A 24,064-nucleotide genomic window follows, 5' to 3' on the forward strand; every position below is an offset into this window, starting at 1 on the left:
GCCGGGCGATTGACGTAGGTGTCGCCGGGAGCGCCCCGCCAACCAGGCACTCCCGAAAGGCAACACCTATGAACGCTGCACAGTTCCCCGACTCCACTCCCGGCCGCCCGCCGCTCACGTTCGACGTGATCATCGCCGGGTGCGGCCCGGCCGGCGCGATGCTCGCCGCCGAGCTGCGGCTGCACGACGTGCGGGTGCTCGTCCTGGAGAAGGAGACCGAGCCCACGTCGTTCGTCCGCATCGTCGGCCTGCATGTCCGCAGCATCGAGCTGATGGCGATGCGCGGGCTGCTGGAGCGCATCGCCGAACGCGCACGGCGGCGGCCGGCGGCCGGCTTCTTCGCCGCCATCGACAAGCCCGCGCCCGCGGACCTGGACACCGCGCACGCCTACCTGCTGGGCATCCCGCAGCCGGTCATCGTGCACCTGCTCGAAGCACACGCGGTCGATCTGGGCGCGCAGGTCCGGCGCGGCTGCGCGGTGACCGGCCTCGAACAGGACGGCGAGGGCGTGACCGTCGAGCTGGCCGGCGGGGAACGGCTGCGGTCGCGCTATCTCGTCGGCTGCGACGGCGCCCGCAGCACCGTGCGCAGGCTGCTCGGCGTCGGCTTCCCCGGCGAACCCTCGCGGACCGACACGCTGATGGGCGAGATGGAGGCGGCCGCGCCGCCGGAGGAGATCGCCGCCAAGGTGGCCGAGGTCCGCAAGACCGATCAGCGGTTCACCTTCGGACCCTTCGGCGAGGTCTATCGCGTCGTGATCCCCGGCGCGGGAGTCAGCGACCGCGCGGAGCCGCCCACCATCGAGGACTTCCAGCGCCAGCTGCACGCCATCGCCGGCACCGACTTCGGCGTGCACTCCCCGCGCTGGTTGTCCCGCTTCGGCGACGCCACCCGACTCGCCGAACGGTACCGGGTCGGGCGGGTGCTGCTGTCCGGCGACGCGGCACACATCCATCCACCCATCGGCGGGCAGGGCCTCAACCTGGGCGTTCAGGACGCCTTCAACCTCGGCTGGAAGCTGGCCGCGCAGATCCGCGGCTGGGCGCCCGACACGCTGCTGGACACCTACGAGGCCGAGCGGCATCCGGTCGCCGCGGACGTGCTGGACAACACCCGCGCCCAGATGGAGCTGTTCTCCACCGAGCCGGGCCCCCAGGCACTGCGCAGGCTGCTCACCGAGCTGATGGACTTCGACGAGGTGAACCGCCACCTGATCGAGAAGATCACCGCGATCGGCGTCCGCTACGACTTCGGCCCGGGCCCCGACCTGCTCGGCCGCCGTCTGCCCGACCTCGACGTGCAACAGGGCCGCCTGTACGACCTGCTGCACCGCGGCCGCGGCCTGCTGCTGGACCGCACCGGACGCCTGACCGCCGGCGGCTGGTCGGACCGGGTCGACCACCTCGGGGACCCCACCGCGGCGGTGGACGCCCCGGGCGTCCTGCTCCGACCCGACGGCCACGTCGCCTGGGTCGGCGACGACCAGCAGGACCTGGACGACCACCTCGCCCGCTGGTTCGGCAAACCCGCCTGACCGCGCTGATCTGAATGCGGCGCGTTGCCGCGGCCCGTGCCTGCGGCGCTGCCGCGGGCGCGTCGCGGCGGCGCGCCCGCAGGTGGCCTACGGACGGCGGAAGAGGTCGTTCAGGTCGGACTGGGAGAGCTGGGTGTCGGCATACGTGAAGGTGCCGTGCTCGGCCAGCTCGCGGGCGGCCCGGCGCAGGTGGTGATACATGGCGCGGGCGATGCTGCCGCCGACGGTGACGCGGCGGACGCCGAGGTCGCGCAGGGCGGCCAGGGACAGGGTGCCGCCGGTCAGGCCCATGACGACGTTGAGCGGGCCGGTGAGCTCGCGGACCAGCGTGCCGATCGTGGCCGGGTCGGCGGCGCCCGGCACGAACGCGCAGTCCGCGCCGGCCGCCAGGTAGGCATTGGCCCGGTCGACGGCGTCGGTGAGGGTGCCGCCGACGATGAGCGCGTCGGTGCGGCCGACGAGGACGAACGGCTCGCCGGAGGAGGAGACCGCGGCACGGGCGGCCCGGATCCGCTCCACGGCGAGCGCCTGGTCGTGCAGGGGCCGGGCCCGCGAGCCGGTGAAGTCCTCGATGTTGCCGCCCGCGGCGCCGGCGGCGACTGCCATCGAGATGGTGGCCGCGACGTCCTCCGGGGAGGTGCCGAAGCCTTCCTCGAGGTCGGCGCTCACCGGCACGTCGACCGCGGCGACGATCTCGCGGACCCGGTCGAGCATCGTGGTGCGGTCGAGGCGGGCCTGCGGACCGTGGTCGGCGAAGAAGTCGTGGTCGGGGCGACCGAGGGAGAACGCGATCCCGGCGCTGGTGGTCGCGATGGCGGGGAAGCCGGCGGACTCGAGGACCCGGGCGCTGCCCGCGTCCCACGCGTTGGGCAGCAGGAAGCAGCCCTCCCGGTGCAGGTCCACGAACTGCTGCCGCCGGTCCCCGTCCATCGCGAACCCCCTGAAGACGATCAGCTGGCGCCGATGTCGAAGAGGTTACCCTCGGGGTCCGACCACGTCGTCCAGACGGCGCCGTACTCGTTGAAGTCGCCGACCTGCTTCGCGCCGAGACCGACGGCGCGGGCGACGGCGCCGGGCAGGTCGGCGGTGTGCAGGTCGAGGTGGATGCTGTTCTTGCCCGGGGTCTTGTCGGGGACCTGGATGAACATGAGGACGGGATGGGCGCCGGTCGAGCGGCCCACGGTCGCGAAGAACGGGGTCGCCTCCGGGTCGACGGTGCGGTCCAGCAGCGCGGCGTAGAAGCCGGCGAGGGCGGCCGCGTCGGCGCAGTCGATGGTGACGTGGGCGATGGCGAGGTCGGTCATGTGCTCTCTCTCCTGAGGAAACGAAGGTCAGGCGGAAATCGGCCAGCAGATCTCGGTGCGGAACTCGGCCGGGTCGGTGGTCTCGTCGGGTCCGACCAGGTAGACCTCGACGATCGGGTCGGGCAGGGCGGTGTCGTGGGACGCGACGTGCAGGCCGAGCCGGCCATACGTGATGTCGCAGTCGGCGAACGGGCCGCTGTGCACGGCGACGGCGTAGCGGGCGGGCGGCAGGGTCGCGAACCGGTCGTCGCCCGCCCGCACCACGTCCGCCGAAACAGGCACGAAGGCGACGACCTCCCCGATCTCGCCCTCGAAGAACTCCGCGGAGTAGGTCGCGCCGGCCGGGCCGGCCGGATCGGTGCCGAGCGCGGCGAGCGTCGCGTACAGCTCGGGGAAGACCCGCCCGCACCAGTCCGTCACCTCGGTGCGGGTGATCCGCGCCGACACCCGGAGCACGGGCGAACCCGCCGACAGCCGGTGCCGGACCGGCAGCTCGGGCTCGGGCCCCAGCAGGCGGCGCAGCGACAGGACCACGTCGCGGGTACGGCTGAGCTCGGCCTCCATCCGGTCCAGGTGTCGGGCCAGGGCCTCCTGCCGCGCGGACGGGTCGGGCTCGGCGAGCACCCCGCGGATCTGCGCGATCGGCATGTCGAGGTCCCGCAGCCGCCGGATGAGGTGCGCGTCGTCGACCTGTCCGGGCGCGTACCGCCGGTAGCCGGTGTCCTCGTCGATGCCGTCCGGCACCAGCAGCTCGATATCGTGGTAGTACCGCAGCGTCTTCGCGCTGAGATGGCACAGCCGCGAGAACTCGCCGATGGTGACGCCCGGTGTCATGCCCCGTGTCATGCCATTGAGTGAACCTGTTCCAGTAGGTGGAAGGTCAAGCTTCTCCGCATATGCTGTCGGGTATCGATACAGATGGAGGCCTCCATGGAGGGAGCGCCACTGCTGTCCGCGAAGCTCACCAGGCCCGAGCCGGTGGACCGGGCGCTGCCGCGTGAGCAGCTCATCGACTTGTTGTGGAGCCTGACCGACCTGCCGGTCACAGTGGTCACGGGGCCGGCCGGATCCGGCAAGAGCCGCCTGGTCGCCGCGTGGGCCGACGACAGCCCGGGCTGGGACTCGATCGCGTGGCTCACCGTCGACCAGGACGACCGGGCCCGGCCGGCGCGCCTGTGGCAGCACCTGCTGGCGGCCCTGCGCGGCGCCGGGGTGCTGCTGCCCGCGGCGCTGCTGGACCTGACCACCGCGCCCGACCACGCGGCGGTCACCGAGCTGGCGGCCGTCCTCTCCCACCAGCAGCACTCGATCGTGCTCGTCCTCGACGACGCCTGCTGGCTCGACGCGGAGCAGCTGGGCGAGATCGAGTTCCTGCTGCGGCACGCGCAGAGCCACCTCCGGCTGGTGCTCGTCGGCCGGCACCGGCCACGGTTCCCGCTGCACCGCTACCGGCTGACCGACCAGCTCAGCGAGCTGCGCTGGTCCGAGCTGGCGCTGGATGCCGGCGAGGTGCGGGCGCTGTTCGCGCTGCACGGCGTCGACCTGACCCCGGCCGCGCTCGCCGACGTGATGGAACAGACCGGGGGCTGGCTCGCCGGGGTGCGCCTGTGCGCGCTGGCGATGGCGGACGGCTCCGGGGTGCCGGCGCTGGCCGGGCACGACTACGTCGTCGACTACTTCACCGGGGAGATCCTGGACCGGTGCACCCCGCGACGGCGGCGCCTGCTGGCCGGGGTGGCCCGCCTGGACACGTTCACGGCCGAGCTCGCCGCGATCGTGGGTGGCGTCGAGGAGGGCGACGTCATCGCCGACCTGGAGGAGGCCGGCGCGTTCCTGGAGACGGTGAGCGAGGCGCAGGGCACCTACCGCCTCCACCCGCTGTTCGGTGCCGTGCTGCGCGACCGGCTTCCGCTGCCGCCCGCCGCGGCCAGGACCGCCGGGCTCGTCGCGGCCCGCTGGTCCGCCCGGCACGGTGACCTCGCCGGCGCCGTCGGGCACGCGGCGGCCGTCGGCGCGTGGGAGGACGCGGCCCGGTTCGTCGTCGACGACCTGGCGGTCGGCGAGGTCATCGTGGACGGGCCGGCGGGCCGGCTCACGGGGCTGCTCGCCGGGATGCCGGCCGAGCCCGCGTCGCCGGAGGGCGTGATCGTCGCCGCCGCCCACGCGCTCTCCCACAGCGACCACCCGCGGGCCGAGCGGCTTCTCACCGGCAACGCCTGGCTCCCCGGCCCCGACGCGCCGCTGCCGGTCCGGCTCGCCGCGTGCATGGTTCAGCAGTCCGTCGCCTACGAGACCGGCGACGCGGAGCGGCTCGACGCGGTCACCGGCGCCGCGGCGCGGCTGCTGCCGCAGGTCGACCCGGGCAGGATCGCCGTGCGGCCGGAGCTGTGGGTGTTCGTCCTGTCCGGCGTCGCGACGGCGCACCTGCGGGCCGGCAGGCTCGACGAGGCCGCCGGGAGTTTCGCCGCGGCGATCCGGGCGGCCCGCAGCGAACGGTGCGGCGGCCTTCTCGCGTACTGCACGCAGCATCTCGCCTTCACCGAGGCGCTGCTGGGGAGGCTGCGGTCGGCGTACGACACGGCCCATCGCGCATCCGACGTGGTCGCGCGCACCGAGGCGCTGAACCGGGGCCCGCGGCACATCGCCGACCTCGCGCTCGCGTGGGTGGCCGCCGAACGCTACGACACCACCGCCGCCTGGCGTCACCTGCGCACCGCCGAGGAGGGGCTGGCCACCGACATCATGCCGCGGGAGAGCGCCTACGCGGCCACCCTGACCATCGTGCGGTCCAGGCTCCTGCGCGCCCGCGGCGAGCTGCCCGCGGCGCTGTCGGTCCTGCGTGGCGCGCCGCCGGAGACCTCGGCCCGCCTCTGGGTGCGGCATGAGCTGGATCTCGCCGAGTCGCGGGTCCTGGTCGCGATGGGCCGCCACGAGGAGGCCCGCACCGCCCTGGCCCGCCTCGACCAGGAGCGGCCGGAGGCGACCCTGGCCCGCGGCTCGGCGCTGCTCGCGGCCGGCGACCCGCAGCGCGCCGTCGAGTGCGCCCACCAGGTGCTGTGCCTGCTGGGCCTGCCGGTCGGCGTGCTCGTCGAGGCGTGGCTGCTGCTCGCGGCCGGCACCGCCCGGCAGGGCGACCACGAGCGCGCCGTCGAGGCGCTGCGGACCGCCGTCGGGTTCACCGTCGACGACGGCGGCACCCGCGCCGTCCACGAGGCCGACGGCGCCCTGCGCCAGCTGCTGCGCCGGCACGCGACGGCGGCGGATCCCGTGCCCGGTTTCAGCCTCCGGCAGGCGGAGGTGCTGCGGCACCTCGCGGCGCTGACCCCGACCGAGGAGATCGCCGAGCTCATGGACGTGTCGGTGAAGACCGTGCGCACCCACATCCGGGAGGTGCTGCGCAAGGTCGACGCGTCCAGCCGTGCGGAGGCGGTCCGCCGCGCCCGCGACCTCGGCCTGTTGTAAACCGATTGGACCTGAACCCCACTCCAGGTCGTACGGTGGCGGACGTGAGCATGGAAGTCACCGCCTGGAACCAGATGTACCAAGCCATCCACGCGACCCAGGACCGGCGGCCGTTCTCGGTCGCCACGCTGCGCCGGATCGCCGCGTTCGCGCGCCCGCACAAGGCCCGGCTCGCCGGTTTCCTGTCGCTGAGCGTCGTGACGGCCCTTCTCGCGGTCGCCACGCCGGTGCTCGCCGGCCGGGTCGTCGACGCGATCGTCGGCGGCGGCTCCCGCGACACCGTCGTCACCCTCGCGGTGCTGATCGCGGCCATCGCGCTCGTCGAGGCCGGCGTCGGGCTGCTCGCCCGGCTGCTGTCGGCGCAGATCGGCGAGGGGCTGATCCTCGACCTGCGCACCACCGTCTTCGACCACGTGCAGCGCATGCCGGTCGCGTTCTTCACCCGCACCCGCACCGGCGCGCTCGTCAGCCGGCTCAACAACGACGTCATCGGCGCGCAGCGCGCGTTCAGCGGCACCCTGTCCGGCGTCGTCAGCAACGTCGTCACGCTGTCGCTGACGTTCGCGGTGATGGTGAGCCTGTCGTGGAAGATCACGCTGCTCGCGCTGCTGCTCCTGCCGGTGTTCGTGCTGCCGGCCCGCCGGATGGGCACCCGGCTCGCCCGCCTGCAGCGCGAGGCCGCCACGCACAACTCGGCGATGAGCACCCAGATGACGGAGCGCTTCTCCGCACCCGGCGCCACCCTCATCAAGCTCTTCGGCCGGCCCTCCGACGAGTCGGTGGAGTTCGCCGCCCGGGCCGGCCGGGTCCGCGACATCGGCGTCCGCACCGCCATGAACCAGACCGTGTTCATCACCGCGCTGACCGTCGTGTCCTCGCTCGCCCTGGCCCTCGTCTACGGCATCGGCGGCGTCGCGGCCCTCGCCGGCCAGCTCGACGCGGGCGCGGTCGTGGCGCTCGCGCTGCTGCTGACCCGGCTGTACGCGCCGCTGACCGCCCTCGCGAGCGCCCGGGTGGAGGTGATGAGCGCCCTGGTCAGCTTCGAACGGGTCTTCGAGATCCTCGACCTGCGCCCGCTCGTCGCGGAGAAGCCCGACGCCCGCGAGGTCCCGCCCGGCCCGGTGTCCGTCGAGTTCTCCTCCGTCCGCTTCGGCTACCCCTCCGCCGACAAGGTGTCCCTCGCCTCCCTGGAGGAGGTCGCCTCCCTGGACACCCGCGGCGGCGTGGAGGTCCTGCACGACGTCTCGTTCAAGGCCGAGCCGGGCCAGATGATCGCCATGGTCGGCTCGTCCGGCGCCGGGAAGTCGACCATCGCGCAGCTCCTGCCGCGCCTGTACGACGTGGACAGCGGCACCGTCCGCCTCGGCGGGATCGACGTCCGGGACCTGTCCTTCGACGCGATCCGCGCCACCCTCGGCATGGTCACCCAGGACGGGCACCTCTTCCACGAGTCGGTGCGGGCCAACCTGCTGCTGGCCCGGCCGTCGGCGACCGAGGACGAGCTCTGGACGGTCCTGCGCCGGGCCCGCCTCGACGACCTGGTCGCCTCCCTGCCCGACGGCCTCGACACCGTCGTCGGCGAGCGCGGCTACCGCCTCTCCGGCGGCGAGCGACAGCGCCTCACGATCGCCCGCCTGCTCCTGGCCGGCCAGCAGGTCGTCGTCCTCGACGAGGCGACCGCGCACCTCGACTCGACGTCGGAGGCCGCGGTACAGGCGGCGCTCGCCGAGGCCCTCAGCGGCCGGACGGCGGTCGTCATCGCGCACCGCCTGTCCACCGTCCGCGCCGCCGACCTCATCCTCGTCGTCGAGGCCGGCCAGATCGTCGAACGCGGCACCCACACATCCCTGCTCGCCGCCGGCGGCCGTTACGCCGAGCTCTACTCCACCCAGTTCGCCGACACCGACGACCAGGTCCGCGTCTGACCCGACCCCCTGACGCCGGCCAGCACCTCGGCCCGCCCCGCCGCTGCGCCTTCCATTGCCTGGGAGCCGCAGCGGCGGCGCCCTACCCGAGACACACCCGGCACCGCGACCTGACCCGCCTCCATCCGCCGCGCCGCCGCGGGCTTTGCTGGATGCGTAGTTGGCCGGGCTCGCCGTGGCACCCGACGGCCGCTGACGACGCGCCGCCCGCGCGGCCGGCGCTGGCCGGGCTCGCCGGGGGTGGTTGTCGGCTGCTGACGATGCGCCGCCCGCCCGGTATCGAGGCGGGCGGCGCGCCATGCCCCGGCGGCCGATGAGGCCCTCACTCCTGCGGCTCCCATCCCGCGGGCGGCGTCCGTCGCCGCTGGCGACGCACGCTCGACTGATCCCACGGCCAGAAGCAGTCCAGGGAATGGACGTTCGATGCCCGGCATCGCCGCTTGACAGGCAACCCGTCCCCCTGACCGACGGTGATCAATGCCCGCGTTTGCACCCTTTGTTCCATCGAGGTTGCGCGATCCACCCGCAAGTTGATCTCTGATTTGTGGGTGGATCGCGCAATGTCTATCCCCGAAAAGGGGCGTTTCAGGGCATTGACCAACGTCTGGATGGAGGGCCTGGTCGGTCCGCACGGCAGGTGTGCTCCATCCGTGCGGGGTCCGGGTTGGGCAGGGGACCGGGTGTGGCGGTGCGTTGACGGAGCTGCCGGCCTCCTCGCGATGCACCGACCACCCCGAAGCGATCGACACCCCGGCATTGCCGCGATACGCGACTCGCGATGCATTGGCCGATCCGGAACGGCTTCGGGGTGTGAACGTCGCGGCGCGTGCTGGGTTGAAGGGGATCGACGGGGGAGGTGGCGGCGGGGTGTGGCGCGGTGTCGGTGCTGGCTCGCGGGGTTATGCGCTTCAGTCTTGGCGTGCTGCGGCGGAGTGGGATTGACAGCTTCAATGTGCGGGCCTAGGTTGATGGAACTTATCCGGTTCAGTGAGCGCGCGCCTCCACCCCAGGCGCGCGGCCGGGGCCGGCACCGCCTGAAGGGTCGATCCGCGATGCCCCACCACGGGTTCAACGTCCAGTGGATGTTCAACGCGCACGCCGGCGCGGCAGGGCCCGACGAGCGGGTCCTGGACGCCGTCGCGGCGTGGGGATTCAACTTCATCCGGCTGCCGACGGACTACCGGCTCTGGAGCGTCGGCGGCGACCCGCACCAGGCCGACGAGTCGGTGCTCGCCCGCGTCGACAAGATCCTCGACGCGTGCCGGCAGCGCGGCTTGCATCTTTCACTGAACCTGCACCGCGCGCCCGGCTACATCATCACCGGGTGGGAGACCGAGCCGTACAACCTGTGGACGGACCGCCCGGCCCGCGACGCGTTCGTCGCCACGTGGGAGCGGTTCACCCAGCGGTACAGCGGCATCCCGGCGGAAGAGCTCAGCTTCGATCTCGTCAACGAACCCCCTGCGTTGGGGCTGCGCGGCTTCACCCGCGACGCCCATGAGGCCGTCATCCGGCACGCGGCCGCCGCGGTGCGGGCGATCTCGCCGGACCGGCCGCTGGTCATCGACGGTCTCGACGGCGGCAACCTCGCCATGCCCGAGCTGGCCGACCTCGGCGCCACGCAGAGCGTCCGCGGATACCAGCCGATGAGCGTCTCGCACTTCCGGGCGCCCTGGTGGCCCGGGCATCAGGGGCTTCCGGCGCCCGCCTACCCGTGCGACTACGACGGGCGCTGGTGGGACGGCGCCGGGCTGCGCGACTTCTACGCGCCGTGGCGCGAGCTCGAAGCGGCGGGCGTCCCCGTGCACGTGGGGGAGTTCGGCTGCTACGAGCACACCCCCGACGAGGTCGCGCGGGCCTGGTTCGCCGACCTGTTCGACGTCTTCGGCCAGTTCGGCTGGGGCTACGCCCTGTGGGAGTTCGAAGGCCCGTTCGGCATCGTCGGGCACCACCGGCCCGGCGCCCGGTTCGAGCGGCGCGACGGCTTCGACGTCGACGTCCGCCTGCTCGACCTCATGCGCTCGTTCTGACCCTGGCACCTGTGCGGCACAACCGATAACACCCCCTCTGATCGGAAGGTGGTACCCGTGCATATGAAGAAGCACCTCGTCGCCTTGCTCGCAGTGACCTCCCTCGTCCTCACCGCCTGCGGGGACGACGAGGGCAGCGGCTCGGACGGCAAGATCGCCGGCGACATCACGGTACTGACGCAGCGGACCGACCTCGTCGACACCGTGCTGCCGGAGTACAAGAAGAAGTTCGAGGCGAAGTATCCCGGCACGAACGTCAAGTTCGAGGCGATCACCGACTACGAGGGTGAGGTGCGCGTCCGGATGAACACGAAGAACTACGGCGACGTGCTGCCGATCCCGAACTCCGTCACCGCCGACCAGCTGCCGCTGTTCTTCGAGCCGCTGGGCACCGTGGACGCGCTGAAGGACAAGTACCGGTTCGTGCGCTCCGAGCAGACGTTCGGCGGCAAGGTCTACGGCCTCGCCATCACCGGCAACGCCCAGGGCTACGTGTTCAACAAGAAGGTGTGGGCGCAGGCCGGCGTCACCGAGCCGCCGAAGACGCCCGAGGAGTTCCTGGCGGCGCTGAAGGCCATCAAGGACAAGACCGGCGTGATCCCGCTGTACACCAACTACAAGGACGGCTGGCCGCTCGGCCAGTGGGAGGGCGTGCGCGGCGCCGTCAGCGGCGACCCGGAGGCGGCCACCAAGCTCGCCAAAGACGACGCGCCGTGGAGCCCCGGCAAGGAGCAGTACATCATCGACTCGCTGCTCTTCGACGCGGTCAAGGGCGGCTACACCGAGCCGGACCCGACGACGACCAACTGGGAGCAGTCCAAGGGCATGCTCGGCACCGGCAAGATCGCCACGATGATGCTCGGCTCCTGGTCCGTGGTGCAGATGCAGGCGGCCGCCGCCAGCAAGGACGACATCGGCTACTGGCCGTTCCCCAACCAGGTCAACGGCAAGTTCCACACCGTCGTCGGCGGCGACTACAAGAACGGCATCAACGTCAACTCGAAGAACAAGGCGACCGCGCGGGCATGGGTCGACTGGTTCGCCGACGAGTCGAACTACGCCACCGACCAGGGCGGCGTCTCGGTGGTGACGAGCGCGCAGCTGCCGGCGTCCCTCGCCGACCTGCAGACGGCCAAGACGGAGTTCATCGAGCTGAACCCGGCGCCGAAGGGCGAGGAGGGGCTCGCCGACAAGATCGGCAACACCGCCGAGATCGCGCTGTTCGACGGCAAGTACCGCCAGCGGATCGTCGACGCGGCCCGCGGCGCGAAGAAGGAGACGAAGGAACAGATCTTCGCCGACCTGAACAAGAAGTGGGCCGACACCCGGGCGAAGCTCAAGTAGGTGTGCTGCTTGGCGTGCGGCCCTTCGCCGGGCCGCACGCCTCTGTCTTCGAAAGGTGAGACGTGGGCCGGAAGCTGACACCCTACGTGTTTCTCGTTGCGCCGCTGACGTTCCTGATCGTGTTCACCTACATCCCGGTGGTGAACATGTTCGGCTACAGCGTCACGTCCTGGGACGGGCTGAGCCCGAGCCGGGAGTTCGTCGGGATCGACAACTACGTCGAGATCGCCACCCGGCCGGAGCTCTTCGGCGTGCTCAAGGTCAGCCTGTACTACATCGGCGCGTCCGTGGTGCAAATCCTGCTCGCGTTGTATTTCGCCACGATCCTGAGCTTCAACACGCGCTTCCGGAACCTGTTCAAGGGCGTGCTGTTCTTCCCGTACCTCATCAACGGCGTCGCCATCGGCATGATCTTCCTGTTCTTCTTCCAGCCCGGCGGCACCCTCGACTCGGCGATGTCGGCGGTCGGCCTCGGCGGCGCGACCCAGCAGTGGCTCGGCGACCCCGAGGTGGTCAACTACTCGCTCGCCGGCACCTCGATCTGGCGCTACCTGGGCCTCAACTTCGTGCTGTTCCTCGGCGCCATCCAGTCGATCCCCGCGCACCTGTACGAGGCGGCCGAGCTCGACGGCGCGAACCGCTGGGACCAGTTCCTGCACATCATCCTGCCGGGCATCCGGCCGATCGTCGGGCTGTCGTTCATCCTCGCGATCTCCGGCTCGCTGTCGGTGTTCGAGATCCCGTTCATCATGACCGGCGGCGCCAACGACAGCGAGACCTTCGTCATCCAGACCGTGAACATGGCCTTCAAGTACTACAAGCTCGGCCTCGCCTCGGCGATGGCGGTCGTCCTGCTGCTGATCATCCTGCTGGTGACGTGGTTGCAGCGCCGCATCGCACCCGACGAGAAGGTGGACCTCTCGTGATCGCCCGTGTGCTGAAGTACCTGTCGCTGACCGGCGCGTGCCTGGTGGTGCTGCTGCCGCCCGTCGTGCTGGTGATGGCGTCGCTGAAAACCAACACCGAATACCTCAACAGCGGCCCCTTCGACCCGCCCGGCGACTGGTTCAACCTCGACAACTACGTCACGGCCTTCACCAAGGGGCACATGCTCCGCGGCTTCGTGAACACGTCCATCATCATGGCGGTCTCGCTGGCCGGCACGGTCCTCATCGGGTCGATGGCGGCCTACGCCATCGACCGCTTCCGGTTCCGCCTCCGCGGGGTGGTCGTCGCGCTCTTCCTGCTCGCGACCCTCGTGCCCGGCGTGACCACCCAGGTCGCCACGTTCAAGGTCGTCGACGCCCTCGACCTCTACGACAGCCGCTGGTCGGCGATCGTGCTCTTCCTCGGCACCGACATCATCTCCATCTACATCTTCCAGCAGTTCCTGCGCGGCGTGCCGCGCGAGCTCGACGAGGCCGCCGCGATGGAGGGCGCCTCCGCGTTCGGCATCTACTGGAGGATCATCCTGCCGCTGCTGAAGCCCGCGATCGCCACGGTCGTCATCATCAAGGGCATCGCCATGTACAACGAGTTCTACATCCCGTTCCTGTACATGCCGTCGCAGGAGCTCGGGGTCATCTCCACGTCGCTGTACCGCTTCAAGGGGCCGTTCGGGGCGCAGTGGGAGGTCATCTCCGCCGGCGTCATCCTCGTCATCATTCCAACGCTCGTTGCATTTCTCGCCCTGCAGCGCTTCATCTACAACGGCTTCACCGCGGGGGCCGGCAAATGAGCGTGCTGTTCGGTGGTGTCGAGGCCGGCGGCACGAAGGTGGTGTGCGCGGTGGGGGTCGGCCCCGACGCGGTCGTGGACCGCACCACCATCCCGACGACCTCGCCGGGGGAGACCCTCGACCGGGTCATCGCCTACTTCCGCGCCCAGCGCGCCGCCGGCCGCGACATCGCCGCGCTGGGCGTCGCCTCGTTCGGCCCGCTCGACCTCGCCTCGGGCCGGATCACCACCACCCCGAAGCCCGGCTGGGGCGGCACCGACCTCGTGGGCGCGCTGCGGCGCGGGCTCGGCGTCCCGGTGGCGCTGGACACCGACGTCAACGGCGCCGCCTACGGCGAACACCGCTGGGGCGCGGGCCGCGGCCAGGGCACGGTCGTCTACGTGACCGTCGGCACGGGCATCGGCGGTGGCGCCGTCGTCGACGGCCGCCCGCTGCACGGCCTGCTGCACCCCGAGATGGGCCACCTGCACGTCCAGCGTCACCCCGGCGACGACTTCGCCGGCACCTGCCCGTTTCACGGCGACTGCGTCGAAGGCCTCGCCAGCGGCCCCGCCATCGCCCGCCGGGCCGGCCGCCCCGCCCACGACCTCGGCCCGCTGCTGTCCCGGACGGTGGCGCTCGAGGCGCACTACCTCTCGCAGCTCATGACGTCCATCCTGTACCTGTTGATGCCGCACCGCATCGTCGTCGGCGGCGGCGTCCTGAACATCCCCGGGCTCCTGGACGCCGTGCGTGCCGCCACCGCCGACCGGCTCGGCAAGGCCCTCGACGCCGTCCCCGCCACCGCCGACCTGTCCACCTACATCGTCCCGCCGGGCTTGGGTGGCCTCTCCGGCGTGCTCGGCGCGCTCGGTCTCGCCGAGCGAATGGTTGAACCTTAATCCGTTAAGTGATCCACTTGGATGGCAATGCCCGCCAGCGCTGCCATTCTCCGTCCCGACTGGCTCAGTGCTGCCTGCCGTTGCTTCATCGGTTCAGGACAGATTGGAGCTGTCATGGCACGACGGACACTGGCCGCAGTCGCCGCGGGGATGCTCGCCGCCGCCGGACTCGTCGTCGCGGGACCGGCGGCGCCGGCCGCCGCGGCGACCGGGTTCCGGGTCTCCGCCGCCGACTACTGGCTCGCCGTGAAGAGCGCGCTGCAGGGCCAGGAGGCGTACGCGATCATCAACATCGGCAACGAGCCGCTCGGCAACAACAGCGCCTCCCAGTGGGCGGGCGCGACGCGCGCCGCGGTGCAGAAGCTGCGCAACGGCGGCGGCGTGGAGTACCTGGACATGGTGTACGGCTTCAACGTCAACAACCGCTCCTGGTGGGGCGACCGCATCATCTGGGGCACCAACGGCTGGAAGCAGACCTCGAGGCAGGCCACCGTCTACAACTGACGGTGGCCTGCCCCCTGGTTGTCGGGCGCCGCCTACTGGGCGCGGAGGTGGTCGATGTCGTGCGTGCCGTTGCCGTCGAACCAGACGTAGACGGCCCGCACGTCCGCCAGCGCCGCGGCGTCGCAGGACATGGCGGTGGCCAGGTCCACCTCGACGGTCGTGGTGCTGCCCGCGCTCGCGTAGCCCCAGGTCGACTGGCACCAGGTGTAGGCGTCGCCGGTCTGCACGGCGATGCTGTAGGAGGTGCCGGTGGTGGTGTGCAGCTCGTACCGCAGGGCGGACTTGCCGGACAGGTCGACACCCGTCAGGCCGCCGACGCCGAACCAGCCGCCATCGGCGGTGGTGACCCGCAGGCCGGCGGCGCCCTCGGGATGGAACTCGGTCGTCTGCGCCACCGTGCCGGCGTTGGACTGCCAGCTCGCCGCGGCCCATCCCTCGGTGCCCGCCTCGAAGGACGCCAGGATCAGGGCGTCGCCGGGCCGGTTCTTCACCGTGACGCGCAGCTCCGCGACGTTGGAGATGCGGCCCGCCTCGTCGCGGATGGTGTACGGCGCGGCGACCCGCCCCACGAAACCGGCGGCGGGCGTGAACGTGACGACGCCGGTCTTCGCGTTGAGGCCGAACGAGCCGCCGGGCAGGGTCACCGTGGTCTGCTGGCCGGCGGCGGCCGGGTTCAGGTCGATGGTGGCGGCCTTGACCCTGGTGCGGTAGGCGATGTCGTTCGCGGCCGGGGTGAGCGTCACCGGGTCGTCGCGCAGTGTCTGCGCGGTGTCGTGGTCGGCGACCGGCGGGCGGGAGCGCCGGCCGTGCCGCAGCTCGTCGCCGGCGTTGGCGACGGTGGTGCACACGGGGCTGGGGCAGTAGACGGTGAAGCCGTCGTAGTCGGGGTAGTCGGTGCCGTCGTCCTGCACGCCGGAGAGGATCCAGTACAGGAAGCCGTCGAGGCGGGCGCTGACCGCGGCGTCGGTCCACTGCTTGTAGACGACGTTGCGGGATGCCCTGTCCAGCAGGCCGAACTCACCGAGCATCACCGGCTTGCGCAGCCGGTCGGCGAGGCGGGCGTGGGTGGTGATCCAGCCGCTGCCCCACGACGGGTCCTTCTTCCAGTGGTCCGGGTACAGGTGGAAGGACATGAGGTCGACCGCCGGCAGCGCCGCGAGGGCCACCGAGTCGACGCCGTCGGCGCAGTTGACGGTGAAGTCGGCGCTGGCCCTGTCGGTACACAGGAAACCCTCGTCACCGGAGCTGATGAGGTGCTTGCGGTCGACGCTGTCGAGGTGGGCGCTGATGTCGGCGGCCCATGCGGTGACCGTCGCGTCGGTGCACGCCGCCGAGCGCGGGTAGACGCCGGAACCGACGCAGCGGGGCTCGTTGGCGAGCTCCCACGCCATGATGGTGGGATCGTCCTTGTACCTGACGCCGGTGAGGCTGTTGGTGCGGTTCAGCACGTGGCTGATCCAGTCCTTGTACCAGCCGCGGATGACCGGGTCGGTGTAGAAGTCGTCGTGGTGGGTGCCGCCGCGCCAGCGCACGTACTGGTCCATGCCGCCGAAGGCGCTCCAGTTGTTGGTCAGCGGGATGACCAGCCGGATGCCCTTGTCCCGGGCCGACTTCACCACCTGGTCGAGGTGCTGGAGGCCGTCGGGACCGTCGTTGTAGGCGGGTCGTGTGCCGTCCCAGTACTGGAAGTAGACGCCGTTCTCCTTGTGGTGCACGGATCCCGTGTCGTCCTGGGCGCCGATGTCCAGGAAGCCCCAGGTGCGCAGCACGGTGAAGCCGGCGGCCTTCGCGTCGGCGAAGACGTCGTCGACCATCGCCGGTGAGCGGTACATCAGGTAGTAGTTGTTGGAGCCGGCGAACCGGAACTCCTTGCCGTTGAGGGTGAGGTCGTCGCCATGGCGGGTGACGAAGCCGGTGTCGCCGTGCGTGGTCGCGCTTGCCGGGCCTGCGGCCAGCACGAGGGCGAGTCCGGCGCATGCGGCGAGAAGGGGTCTGATCATCGGCTGCCTTCCGTAGACTTAACCGAATCAGTCCGGAGACTAGAGTTGGCGCCGCTGGCGTGTCAATGATGACGTTGACATGGCGCATTGATCGTCTTACGGTCTGCCTTATGCGCTTCAGTCGCCGGGTCACGATCCGTCAGGTCGCCACCCGCGCGGGCGTCTCCGAGGCGGCGGTGTCGTATGCGCTCAACGGGCGGTCGGGCGTCTCCGAGATGACCCGGGCGAAGGTCCTGGCCGCCGCCCGCGAGCTCGGCTGGGCGCCCAACCTCGCGGCACGCTCCCTCGGGCTGTCCCGCGCCAACGCGATCGGCCTCGTGCTGGTGCGCCCGCCGCGGGTGCTGATCGTCGACTCCTACCTGACGCAGATGCTCAGCGGCGTCGAGGCGGAGCTCAACCGCAACGGCATGAGCCTGCTGCTGCACCTGGTCGACGAGGTCGACGACACCGTGGACGTGTACCGCCGGTGGTTCGCCGGCCGGCACGTCGACGGCGTCATCGTGACCGACGTCCGCCCGCAGGACCCGCGCATCGACGCGCTCGTCGAGCTGGGCCTGCCCGCCGCCGTCATCGGCGGGCACACCGGACCGGACACCATCAGCAGCGTCGACGCCGACGCCGCCGGCACGGCCGCGCGCGTCGCCGACTACCTGCGGGCGCTGGGGCACCGCTCGTTCGCCCGCGTCGCCGGGGTCGCGGAGCTGCTGCACACCCGGCAGCGCGACGCGGCGTTCGCCGCCGCCGTGGAGCGCGCCGGATTGGACCGGCATCGCGTGCTACACACCAACTACAGCGCGGTGGACGGCATGCGGGCGATGCTGGACCTGATGAGCGGCGCCGACCCGCCGACCGCGGTCGTCTTCGACAACGACGTCATGGCCGCCGCCGCACTCAAGGTCGTGCACGACCTGGGCCGCTCCGTGCCGGGGGACGTGTCGGTGATCGCCTGGGACGACTCCGACCTGTGCCAGATCACGGTCCCGGCGATCACCGCCGTCGAGCAGACCCCCGCGCACCAGGCGGAGCTGACCGCCCGGGCCCTGCTGCGGACGCTGCACACCGGCGACGTCAGCCACATCACCCTGCCGCCGGGCACCCTGCACGTGCGGGAGTCGACCCGCCCGCTGCGCCCGCGACATCCGTGATCGATGTATTCGAAACGATCCCTTGACACGGGGGTGGGCACCGCGTGCATGATCCGGCGTGCGGATTCTTGTGGTGGGTGGCAGCGGGCTGATCGGGGCGCACGTCGTGGACGTGCTCCGCGAGCGGGGGCACGAGGTGACGACCGTGGCGCGCAGCGCGCAGCCGGGGGTCGACCACCTGCTCGACATGGAGGTCGCGTCGGCCGACGAGCTGCGCAAGATGCTCACCGGGCACGACGGGGTGGTGTACGCGGCCCGTACCGACGAACAACGCGCACTGCGCAAGCCGATCCATCCGCAGTTCCGCCGCGACATCGTCGAGCCGGTGGTGCGGCTGTTCGCGGCGGCCCGGGAGGAAGGCCTGACCCGCGGCGTCGTCATGGGGTCGTACTACACGTACTGGGACCGGCTGCACCCTGAGCTGCGGCTGACCGAGCGGCACACGTACATCCGCTGCAGGGTCGAACAGGCGCGGGAGGCACGCGAGGCCGCCGGGCCGGGGCTGCCGGTCGCCGTGCTGGAGCTGCCGTTCGTGTTCGGGCGGGCCGGGGACCGGCTGCCGAACTGGGCGCCAGCGCTGGACGGGTGGGCCCGCTCCCGGTCGCCGCTGCTCGCCCCCACCGGCGGGACGGCCGTGACCTCGGCGCGCGCCGTGGCCGAGGTCGCCGCCGACGCCCTCGAACAGGGCAGCGGCGAGGACATTCCCGTCGCCGACGAGAACCTCCGCTGGGGCGAGATGCTGGAGCGCATCGCGACGGCGGCCGGGCGCCCCCGCAAGGCCCGCCGGCTGCCCGCCGCCGTGGTCCGCACCGCCCTGAAGCTCGGGGGCGGGCTGCAGGCCCTGGGGCGCAAGGAGTCCGGCGTCAACCCGTCCCACCTCGCGGACGTGCTGCTCGCCGACCTGTTCATCGAGCCGGCGTCCGGAAGGCCTCTCGACGCGGCGATCCGGGAGACGTTCGAGGAGCGCCCGGCCTCCGCGGCGACCAGTTCGCCCGGCCGGGCAGCTGCATGACCGCGTCGTCGCCGAAGGCCCCCGACAGTCCGACGGCGGCGACGAGGAACGGGGTGCACGCCGACGATCGTCGCTGTGCCGCCCGCCCGGCGTCCTCGGGCGGGCGGCGGCCACCGGTACGCAGATCTGCGTAGGCGGTGCGGTGCCGGTCGCGCCTCTCGTCGTAGGTTTTCTGTCGTACCGGGCAACTAAGCTGCGGGTATGAGACGACCGGGGGCGCTGGTGCAGGATCTCCTGCTCGGCTGCTTCGTGGCGGTCATGCAGGTGCAGGGGACGCTCGCGAAGCCGCAGGACGTGGGGTCGCGCCCGTTGACCGACCTGGGCCACCTCGGCATCGCCCTGCTGGTCGCGAGCGGGCTGATCCTGGCCGTGCGGCGGCGCTGGCCGGTCACGGTGTTCGTCGCGTCGGCGCTGATCAGCCTGGCGTATTTCGTCGCCGGGTTCTCCGACGGGCCGGGGTGGATCGGGCTGTTCGTCGCGCTGTACACGCTGACCGCCTATGGCGACGGCCGCCGCTCGCTGCTGATCGCGGGCGTCGGCATCGCCGTGCTGGCCACCGGCTGGCTGATCGTGGGCGCCGACGTGGAGCCGCGCGCGGCGATCGGGTGGGTGTTCTTCCGGATCGCGGCGTCCGTCATGGCGGCGGCCCTGGGCGAGTCGGTCCGGTCGCGGCGGGTCGCGGTGGCGGAGGCTCTGGAGCGGGCGGCGCAGGCCGAGCGGACCCGGGAGGAGGAGGCCCGGTCGCGCGTGGACGCGGAGCGGCTCCGGATCGCCCGGGAGGTGCACGACACGGTCGCACACGCGATCGCCATCATCAACGTGCAGGCGGGCGTCACGGCGTACATGCTGGACCAGCGCCCAGACCGGGCCCGCGAGGCGCTGGTGACGATCGAGCAGACGAGCGCCCAGGCGCTGCAGGAGATGCGGACCGTCCTTGGCGTGCTCCGCAACGACGACGACGGCCGGGTGCCGCACCCGGGGCTGGGGCAGGTGCACGAGCTCGCCGTTGTCGCCCGCGACGCGGGCCTCGACCTGACCCTCGACGCGGACACGGCGGGCGAGGTGCCAAGCTCCGTCGGCACCACCGCGTACCGGATCGTGCAGGAGGCGCTCACCAACGTGATCCGCCACGTCGGCCCCACCCGGGTGACGGTCGCGCTCAGCCGGCGCGCCGACGTCCTGGAGGTCCTGGTCACGAACACAGGCCCGAAGGCCGCCGCCGCCACACAGCCAGGCCGCGGCATCACGGGCATGATCGAGCGCTGCGAACTCCTCGGCGGCGATCTCACCGCCGCCCCGTTACCCGCCGGCGGCTTCGAGGTCCGCGCCAGACTCCCGCTCGTCACCAACGCAGCGGTGCCCGCATGACCACCCCTGTCGCGCAACGAAGTCCGGCCGACCATGCACTGCAACTCAGACAGGCGCCGAAGCGCAGCGAAGGTGACGGCATGAGCGCCCTGCCGCGCAGCAGAGGCCCGCGGACCAGGGGCACAGGGTTCAGCTCACGCGGACGTCAAAGAAGCGCAGTGGACGTGACGGACATGTGTGCACCCGAATACAGCGGGCGCCCGCGAAATACGGGCTGCGACTCAGGCGGGTGCCGAAGCGCAGCGGGCGTGATGACATGAGCGTCCCCGAGCGCGGCGAAGGCCCGCAGATTTGGGTGCACCGTTCAGCTCACGCCGGAGCGCAGCGAAGGTGACGGCATGAGCGCCCCGTCGTGCAGCGGAGGTCCGCGAACCATGGGCTGGAACGCGCGCTGGCACCGGAACCGAAGCCGACGTGACGGCATGAGCGTCTCCGAACGCAACGGAGGCCCGCGAACCATGGGCACACGGTTGAGCCCAGGCCAGCGTCGGAGCGCTGCGGGCGTGACGGCATGAGCGCCCTGAAGGCTGCGAAGGGGACTCGAACCGTGAGCACGGGGTTCAGCTCACGCCGACGTCAGAAACGCAGCGGATGTGACAGACATGAACGCCCGAACACAGCGGATGCCCGCGAACATGGGCTGGAACTCAGGCGGGTGCCGGAGCGCGGCGGACGTGACGGCGGGAGCGCCCCGAGCACAGCGGAAGGCCGCGAAGCATGGGCTGGAATTCACGCCGACGCCGGAGCGCAGCGAGCGGTCGCCTAACATGAGCACCCCGAAGGGCGACGGAGGGCCGCGGACCACATGGGTACACGGGTGAGCCCCGGCCGGCGCTGGAACGCAGCGAAGGTGACGGCATGAGAGGCCCCGGGCACGGCGGAGGCCCACGAAACATAGGCTGGAACTCACGCCGCGGTACCGGAGCACAGCGGGCGCGACGGTGCGAGCGCGCATCCGGGCACAGCGGAGGGACGCGAAGCATAGGTGCGCGGCTCGGCTCAGGGCGGCGTCGGGGTGCGGTGGAGGTGATGGTGTGAGCGATGGTCCGGTGAAGGTGCTTCTTGCCGACGATCAGGCGTTGGTGCGGTCTGGTTTCAAGATGCTGCTCGACGCTGAGGACGACATCGTCGTGGTCGGGGAGGCGGCCGATGGTGCGGAGGCGGTGGAGCGGGCCCGGGCGACCCGGCCCGACGTCGTTCTGATGGACATCCGCATGCCCGAGCTCGACGGTATCCAGGCGACCGGGCGGATCACGGGCATGCGCGGGCTTGAGCACGTGCGGGTGCTGATCCTGACCACGTACGACACCGACGCCTACGTCTTCGAGGCGCTCCAGGCGGGGGCGAGCGGCTTCCTGCTCAAGGACGCGGGGCCGGCGGAGCTGCTGCACGCCGTGCGGGTGATCGCCGCCGGTGAGGCGTTGCTCGCCCCGAGGATCACCCGGCGGCTCATCGCGCAGTTCACCGCGGGGCGAGCAGCCGTGCGGGTGGCCGAGGACAGGCTCGCCGTGCTGACCCAGCGGGAGAGGGAGGTCCTCACGCTCGTGGGGCAGGGTATGAGCAACGACGAGATCGGCGCGGCGCTGTTCCTCAGTCCGGCGACGGCGCGTACGCACGTCAGCCACGCGATGGTGAAGCTCGGCGCGCGGGACCGTGCGCAGCTCGTCGTCATCGCGTACCAGACCGGTCTGGTCACGGCCCGGTGAGCGCGTACGAGTGGGTGGCCCGGGTCGGCGGCGAGGGCGGGCCGCTGCTGGTCTGCTCTGAGGCGTCGTTCGCCGCGTGGGGCGGCGCGGTCCTGGACGACGACTACGAGCTGGACCCGGCGTGTGACTACGCCCGTGCCCACGCCGTCCTGTACCCGTCGGACGACGACGAGTTCGAGGCGGGCCTGGTCCGGTTCGGCGCGGACCAGGTGGGGCTGGTGTGGGAGATGGACGGGCCGGGCGGGGCGGACGTCGCTGTCGGCGGTGACGGCCTGCTCGTCGTGCGGTCATGGGTGCGCAACAGTGACGCCCCGCGCCGGTACGCCGCCGGGCCCGCCGCGCGCGAGCGGGAGCGGCCGGTCGCCGAGCTGGAGCTGAGCGGCGGGCAGGCCGCGGTGGTGTGGGCGCCGGTCGATGCCGGCGAGGCGACGCGCACCGACAACCGGCTCAACCTGGAGCACATGCTCGGCGTCGGCGCCGTCGTCCCGCTGGCGCCCGGCCGGTACCGGGCGAGCTGCGGCTGGCTGGAGGGCCGGCGAGGGCGGTACGCGCCGGCCGAGGAGCAGCACGGCCCGCCGGTCGAGGGCAACGACGACGACTGGAGCTGCCGCTGGCTACGCCTGACCCAGCTGTGAGAGGCGGCCGGTCTCCAGGTGCGCGACGTCGCCGCCGGAGTCCAGGGCGGCGGAGAGCAGGATCGCGAGGGACGTGCCGAGCACCGGCACGTCCGTGGGGTCGTCGGCGAGCCACGGCAGGAGGTCGGGATCCTGTGGCTGCTCGATCCGGCACAGCACCCAGGACGCCGTCAGCGTCTCGGCCTGCACGACCATGGCGATGCTGCGTCCGTCCGCGAGTTCGAAGAGCGTGCTGGCCCACAGGCGCTTGTAGCTGGTCAGGAACGAGCGCCGCTCGCGCGCCGGTGGCAGCCGCCAGGCGCCGTCGAACAGGGTCGCGGTGCCGACCCGGTGGTAGAGCGCCACGACCTCCTCCGGCGCGTCGTCCGCCCCTTCGTCCGCGGGGGTGGTGTCGTGCTCGCGCACCAGCCGGTCGATCACGTCGTCGATCTCGAGCGCCGCGGTTGCCAGGTGCCAGCCGGCGACCGGTCGCAGGGCGCCGTCCGGGTCCTGGGCGACCGCGACGAGCCCGGCGTGCAGTGCCACCACCCCGTTGTCGCCGCCGATCTGGTCGTTGACGTGCACGACCACCCGCGACAGCGTCGCCGGGACATCGGAACTGCGGATGCCGGGCCCCTGGTTCCTGGGGACGTCCCGCGGTTCGCCGACGGGCAGGTCCAGCATCGGGTTCGGGCGGTCGACGGCCGAGCCGGCCAGGTACGGGTAGAAGCGGGTGACCCAGCCGGTGATGACCTCGCCGCCGTACGCGTCGACGGGGCTGTAGATCCGCTGCCAGAAGGCGACGTCCGGCGCGCCCGAAGCGGCACCGACGAACTCGTCGAGGATCGGCGCGAGCGACCGGCACCAGGAGTCCAACCCGAAGCGCGGGAGCGCGTCGACCCGCCCGCGGATGCGCCGCCAGTCCTCGACGGTGCCGGTCAGGGTCACCGACGGGATACCGCAGACCGCGACCAGCCACAGTGCGAAGTACGGCGAGTACGCGTCCAGCAGCACCACCCGCCCGGCGGTCCGCTCGACCGGCGTACTGGTGGAGAAGTCGCACTCGAACAGCTCGGCGTCCTCGATCTCATTCGCGAGCAGGCCGGCGAACTGGTCGGTCAGCGTCGCCCATGAAGCGGCGTCCTGGGGCACGGGACCGTCGATGGAGACGGCGAGCTTCTTGCGGCCGGCGTGCCGGACCAGCACCGGCCGCAGCTCCTCGGCGTGCAGGCGGATGTGCTGGGCGACGCCCTGCGCGATGGTGAGCCACACCGCGTCGGGCGACAGGACGAGCGGCCGGTGGTCGGCGAACGCCCGCGCGACGGCGCTCAGCAGCGGGTGCACCCCGTCGGGTTCGAGCACCGCCAGCCCGAGGTCGCCGCCGACGGCCAGCGCGTCCGGGAACAGCCCGCCCAGCGGGCGGGTCGGCAGCGGCGCGGCGGCGGGCGTGACGTCATCGACTCCGAACGTGACCACCCGCCGACTGTAAGGCCCCG

Annotated in this window: 19 protein-coding genes; 14 read left to right on the top strand and 5 right to left on the bottom strand. The window is 71.9% G+C overall.

Annotated elements, in window-relative coordinates:
- Positions 1–68 precede the first annotated feature (68 nt).
- Entirely contained in the window at positions 69–1,535 is a 1,467-nt protein-coding gene (rox, locus tag ABZ321_RS15910; protein ID WP_354891497.1) for a rifampin monooxygenase, read from the top strand.
- Between the two features lie 87 nt (positions 1,536–1,622).
- Here the strand turns inward: rox and ABZ321_RS15915 are convergent, their stop codons facing one another.
- Genes ABZ321_RS15915 through ABZ321_RS15925 form a run of 3 tightly spaced genes read right to left on the bottom strand, consistent with a single transcriptional unit; the run spans position 1,623 to position 3,685 of the window.
- Positions 1,623–2,465: an isocitrate lyase/phosphoenolpyruvate mutase family protein gene (locus ABZ321_RS15915; protein WP_344509455.1), complete on the bottom strand. Its 843-nt coding sequence runs from the start codon at positions 2,463–2,465 to the stop codon at positions 1,623–1,625.
- 20 nt (positions 2,466–2,485) lie between these two features.
- Positions 2,486–2,839, bottom strand: coding sequence for a VOC family protein (locus ABZ321_RS15920; protein ID WP_354891500.1), 354 nt, complete (start codon positions 2,837–2,839; stop codon positions 2,486–2,488).
- A 27-nt stretch (positions 2,840–2,866) separates the two neighbouring features.
- A complete protein-coding gene (locus ABZ321_RS15925) occupies positions 2,867–3,685 on the bottom strand; it encodes a MerR family transcriptional regulator (RefSeq protein WP_344509459.1) in 819 nt (272 codons plus the stop codon).
- A gap of 84 nt (positions 3,686–3,769) precedes the next feature.
- Between ABZ321_RS15925 and ABZ321_RS15930 the strand changes: the two genes are divergently transcribed.
- From ABZ321_RS15930 to ABZ321_RS15965, 8 genes are all read left to right on the top strand, one after another.
- The gene (locus ABZ321_RS15930) at positions 3,770–6,301 is read left to right on the top strand and encodes an AAA family ATPase (protein ID WP_354891503.1); all 2,532 of its coding nucleotides are present in this window, start codon (positions 3,770–3,772) and stop codon (positions 6,299–6,301) included.
- A gap of 74 nt (positions 6,302–6,375) precedes the next feature.
- Positions 6,376–8,226, top strand: a complete 1,851-nt coding sequence (locus ABZ321_RS15935; RefSeq protein WP_354892187.1) for an ABC transporter ATP-binding protein — start codon at positions 6,376–6,378, stop codon at positions 8,224–8,226.
- Positions 8,227–9,278: 1,052 nt separating this feature from the next.
- Positions 9,279–10,256 carry a cellulase family glycosylhydrolase gene (locus tag ABZ321_RS15940; protein ID WP_354891506.1) on the top strand — a complete coding sequence of 326 codons (978 nt, stop codon included), beginning with the start codon at positions 9,279–9,281 and terminating at the stop codon, positions 10,254–10,256.
- A gap of 63 nt (positions 10,257–10,319) precedes the next feature.
- Entirely contained in the window at positions 10,320–11,600 is a 1,281-nt protein-coding gene (locus tag ABZ321_RS15945) for an ABC transporter substrate-binding protein (RefSeq protein WP_354892190.1), read from the top strand.
- A 62-nt stretch (positions 11,601–11,662) separates the two neighbouring features.
- Positions 11,663–12,526, top strand: a complete 864-nt coding sequence (locus ABZ321_RS15950; protein WP_344509465.1) for a sugar ABC transporter permease — start codon at positions 11,663–11,665, stop codon at positions 12,524–12,526.
- Entirely contained in the window at positions 12,523–13,338 is an 816-nt protein-coding gene (locus tag ABZ321_RS15955) for a carbohydrate ABC transporter permease (protein WP_354891510.1), read from the top strand. The genes ABZ321_RS15950 and ABZ321_RS15955 overlap by 4 nt, the downstream gene beginning before the upstream one ends.
- Positions 13,335–14,219, top strand: coding sequence for an ROK family protein (locus tag ABZ321_RS15960; protein ID WP_354891513.1), 885 nt, complete (start codon positions 13,335–13,337; stop codon positions 14,217–14,219). The genes ABZ321_RS15955 and ABZ321_RS15960 overlap by 4 nt, the downstream gene beginning before the upstream one ends.
- A gap of 114 nt (positions 14,220–14,333) precedes the next feature.
- Entirely contained in the window at positions 14,334–14,723 is a 390-nt protein-coding gene (locus ABZ321_RS15965) for a hypothetical protein (protein ID WP_354891516.1), read from the top strand.
- A 32-nt stretch (positions 14,724–14,755) separates the two neighbouring features.
- Here ABZ321_RS15965 and ABZ321_RS15970 read toward each other — a convergent pair whose 3' ends face one another.
- The gene (locus ABZ321_RS15970; protein WP_354891518.1) at positions 14,756–16,723 is read right to left on the bottom strand and encodes a cellulase family glycosylhydrolase; all 1,968 of its coding nucleotides are present in this window, start codon (positions 16,721–16,723) and stop codon (positions 14,756–14,758) included.
- Between the two features lie 110 nt (positions 16,724–16,833).
- Between ABZ321_RS15970 and ABZ321_RS15975 the strand changes: the two genes are divergently transcribed.
- The 5 genes from ABZ321_RS15975 (at position 16,834) to ABZ321_RS15995 (ending at position 22,589) form a co-directional block, all read left to right on the top strand.
- A complete protein-coding gene (locus ABZ321_RS15975) occupies positions 16,834–17,868 on the top strand; it encodes a LacI family DNA-binding transcriptional regulator (RefSeq protein WP_354891521.1) in 1,035 nt (344 codons plus the stop codon).
- 58 nt (positions 17,869–17,926) lie between these two features.
- Positions 17,927–18,880 carry an NAD-dependent epimerase/dehydratase family protein gene (locus ABZ321_RS15980; protein ID WP_354891524.1) on the top strand — a complete coding sequence of 318 codons (954 nt, stop codon included), beginning with the start codon at positions 17,927–17,929 and terminating at the stop codon, positions 18,878–18,880.
- Positions 18,881–19,081: 201 nt separating this feature from the next.
- Positions 19,082–20,248, top strand: coding sequence for a sensor histidine kinase (locus ABZ321_RS15985; protein WP_354891527.1), 1,167 nt, complete (start codon positions 19,082–19,084; stop codon positions 20,246–20,248).
- A gap of 1,034 nt (positions 20,249–21,282) precedes the next feature.
- Positions 21,283–21,954 (top strand): response regulator transcription factor, encoded by a 672-nt coding sequence (locus ABZ321_RS15990; RefSeq protein WP_344509481.1) that lies wholly within the window; start codon positions 21,283–21,285, stop codon positions 21,952–21,954.
- Positions 21,951–22,589 (top strand): hypothetical protein, encoded by a 639-nt coding sequence (locus ABZ321_RS15995; protein ID WP_354891530.1) that lies wholly within the window; start codon positions 21,951–21,953, stop codon positions 22,587–22,589. Before ABZ321_RS15990 ends, ABZ321_RS15995 begins: the two co-directional genes overlap by 4 nt.
- On the opposite strand, the gene ABZ321_RS16000 is transcribed toward ABZ321_RS15995, so the two are convergent.
- Positions 22,569–24,044: a DUF4419 domain-containing protein gene (locus ABZ321_RS16000; protein ID WP_354891533.1), complete on the bottom strand. Its 1,476-nt coding sequence runs from the start codon at positions 24,042–24,044 to the stop codon at positions 22,569–22,571. The genes ABZ321_RS15995 and ABZ321_RS16000 overlap by 21 nt on opposite strands.
- Positions 24,045–24,064: the final 20 nt, after the last annotated feature.

This window comes from Dactylosporangium sp. NPDC006015 (assembly GCF_040614215.1).
GTDB lineage: Bacteria > Actinomycetota > Actinomycetes > Mycobacteriales > Micromonosporaceae > Dactylosporangium > Dactylosporangium maewongense.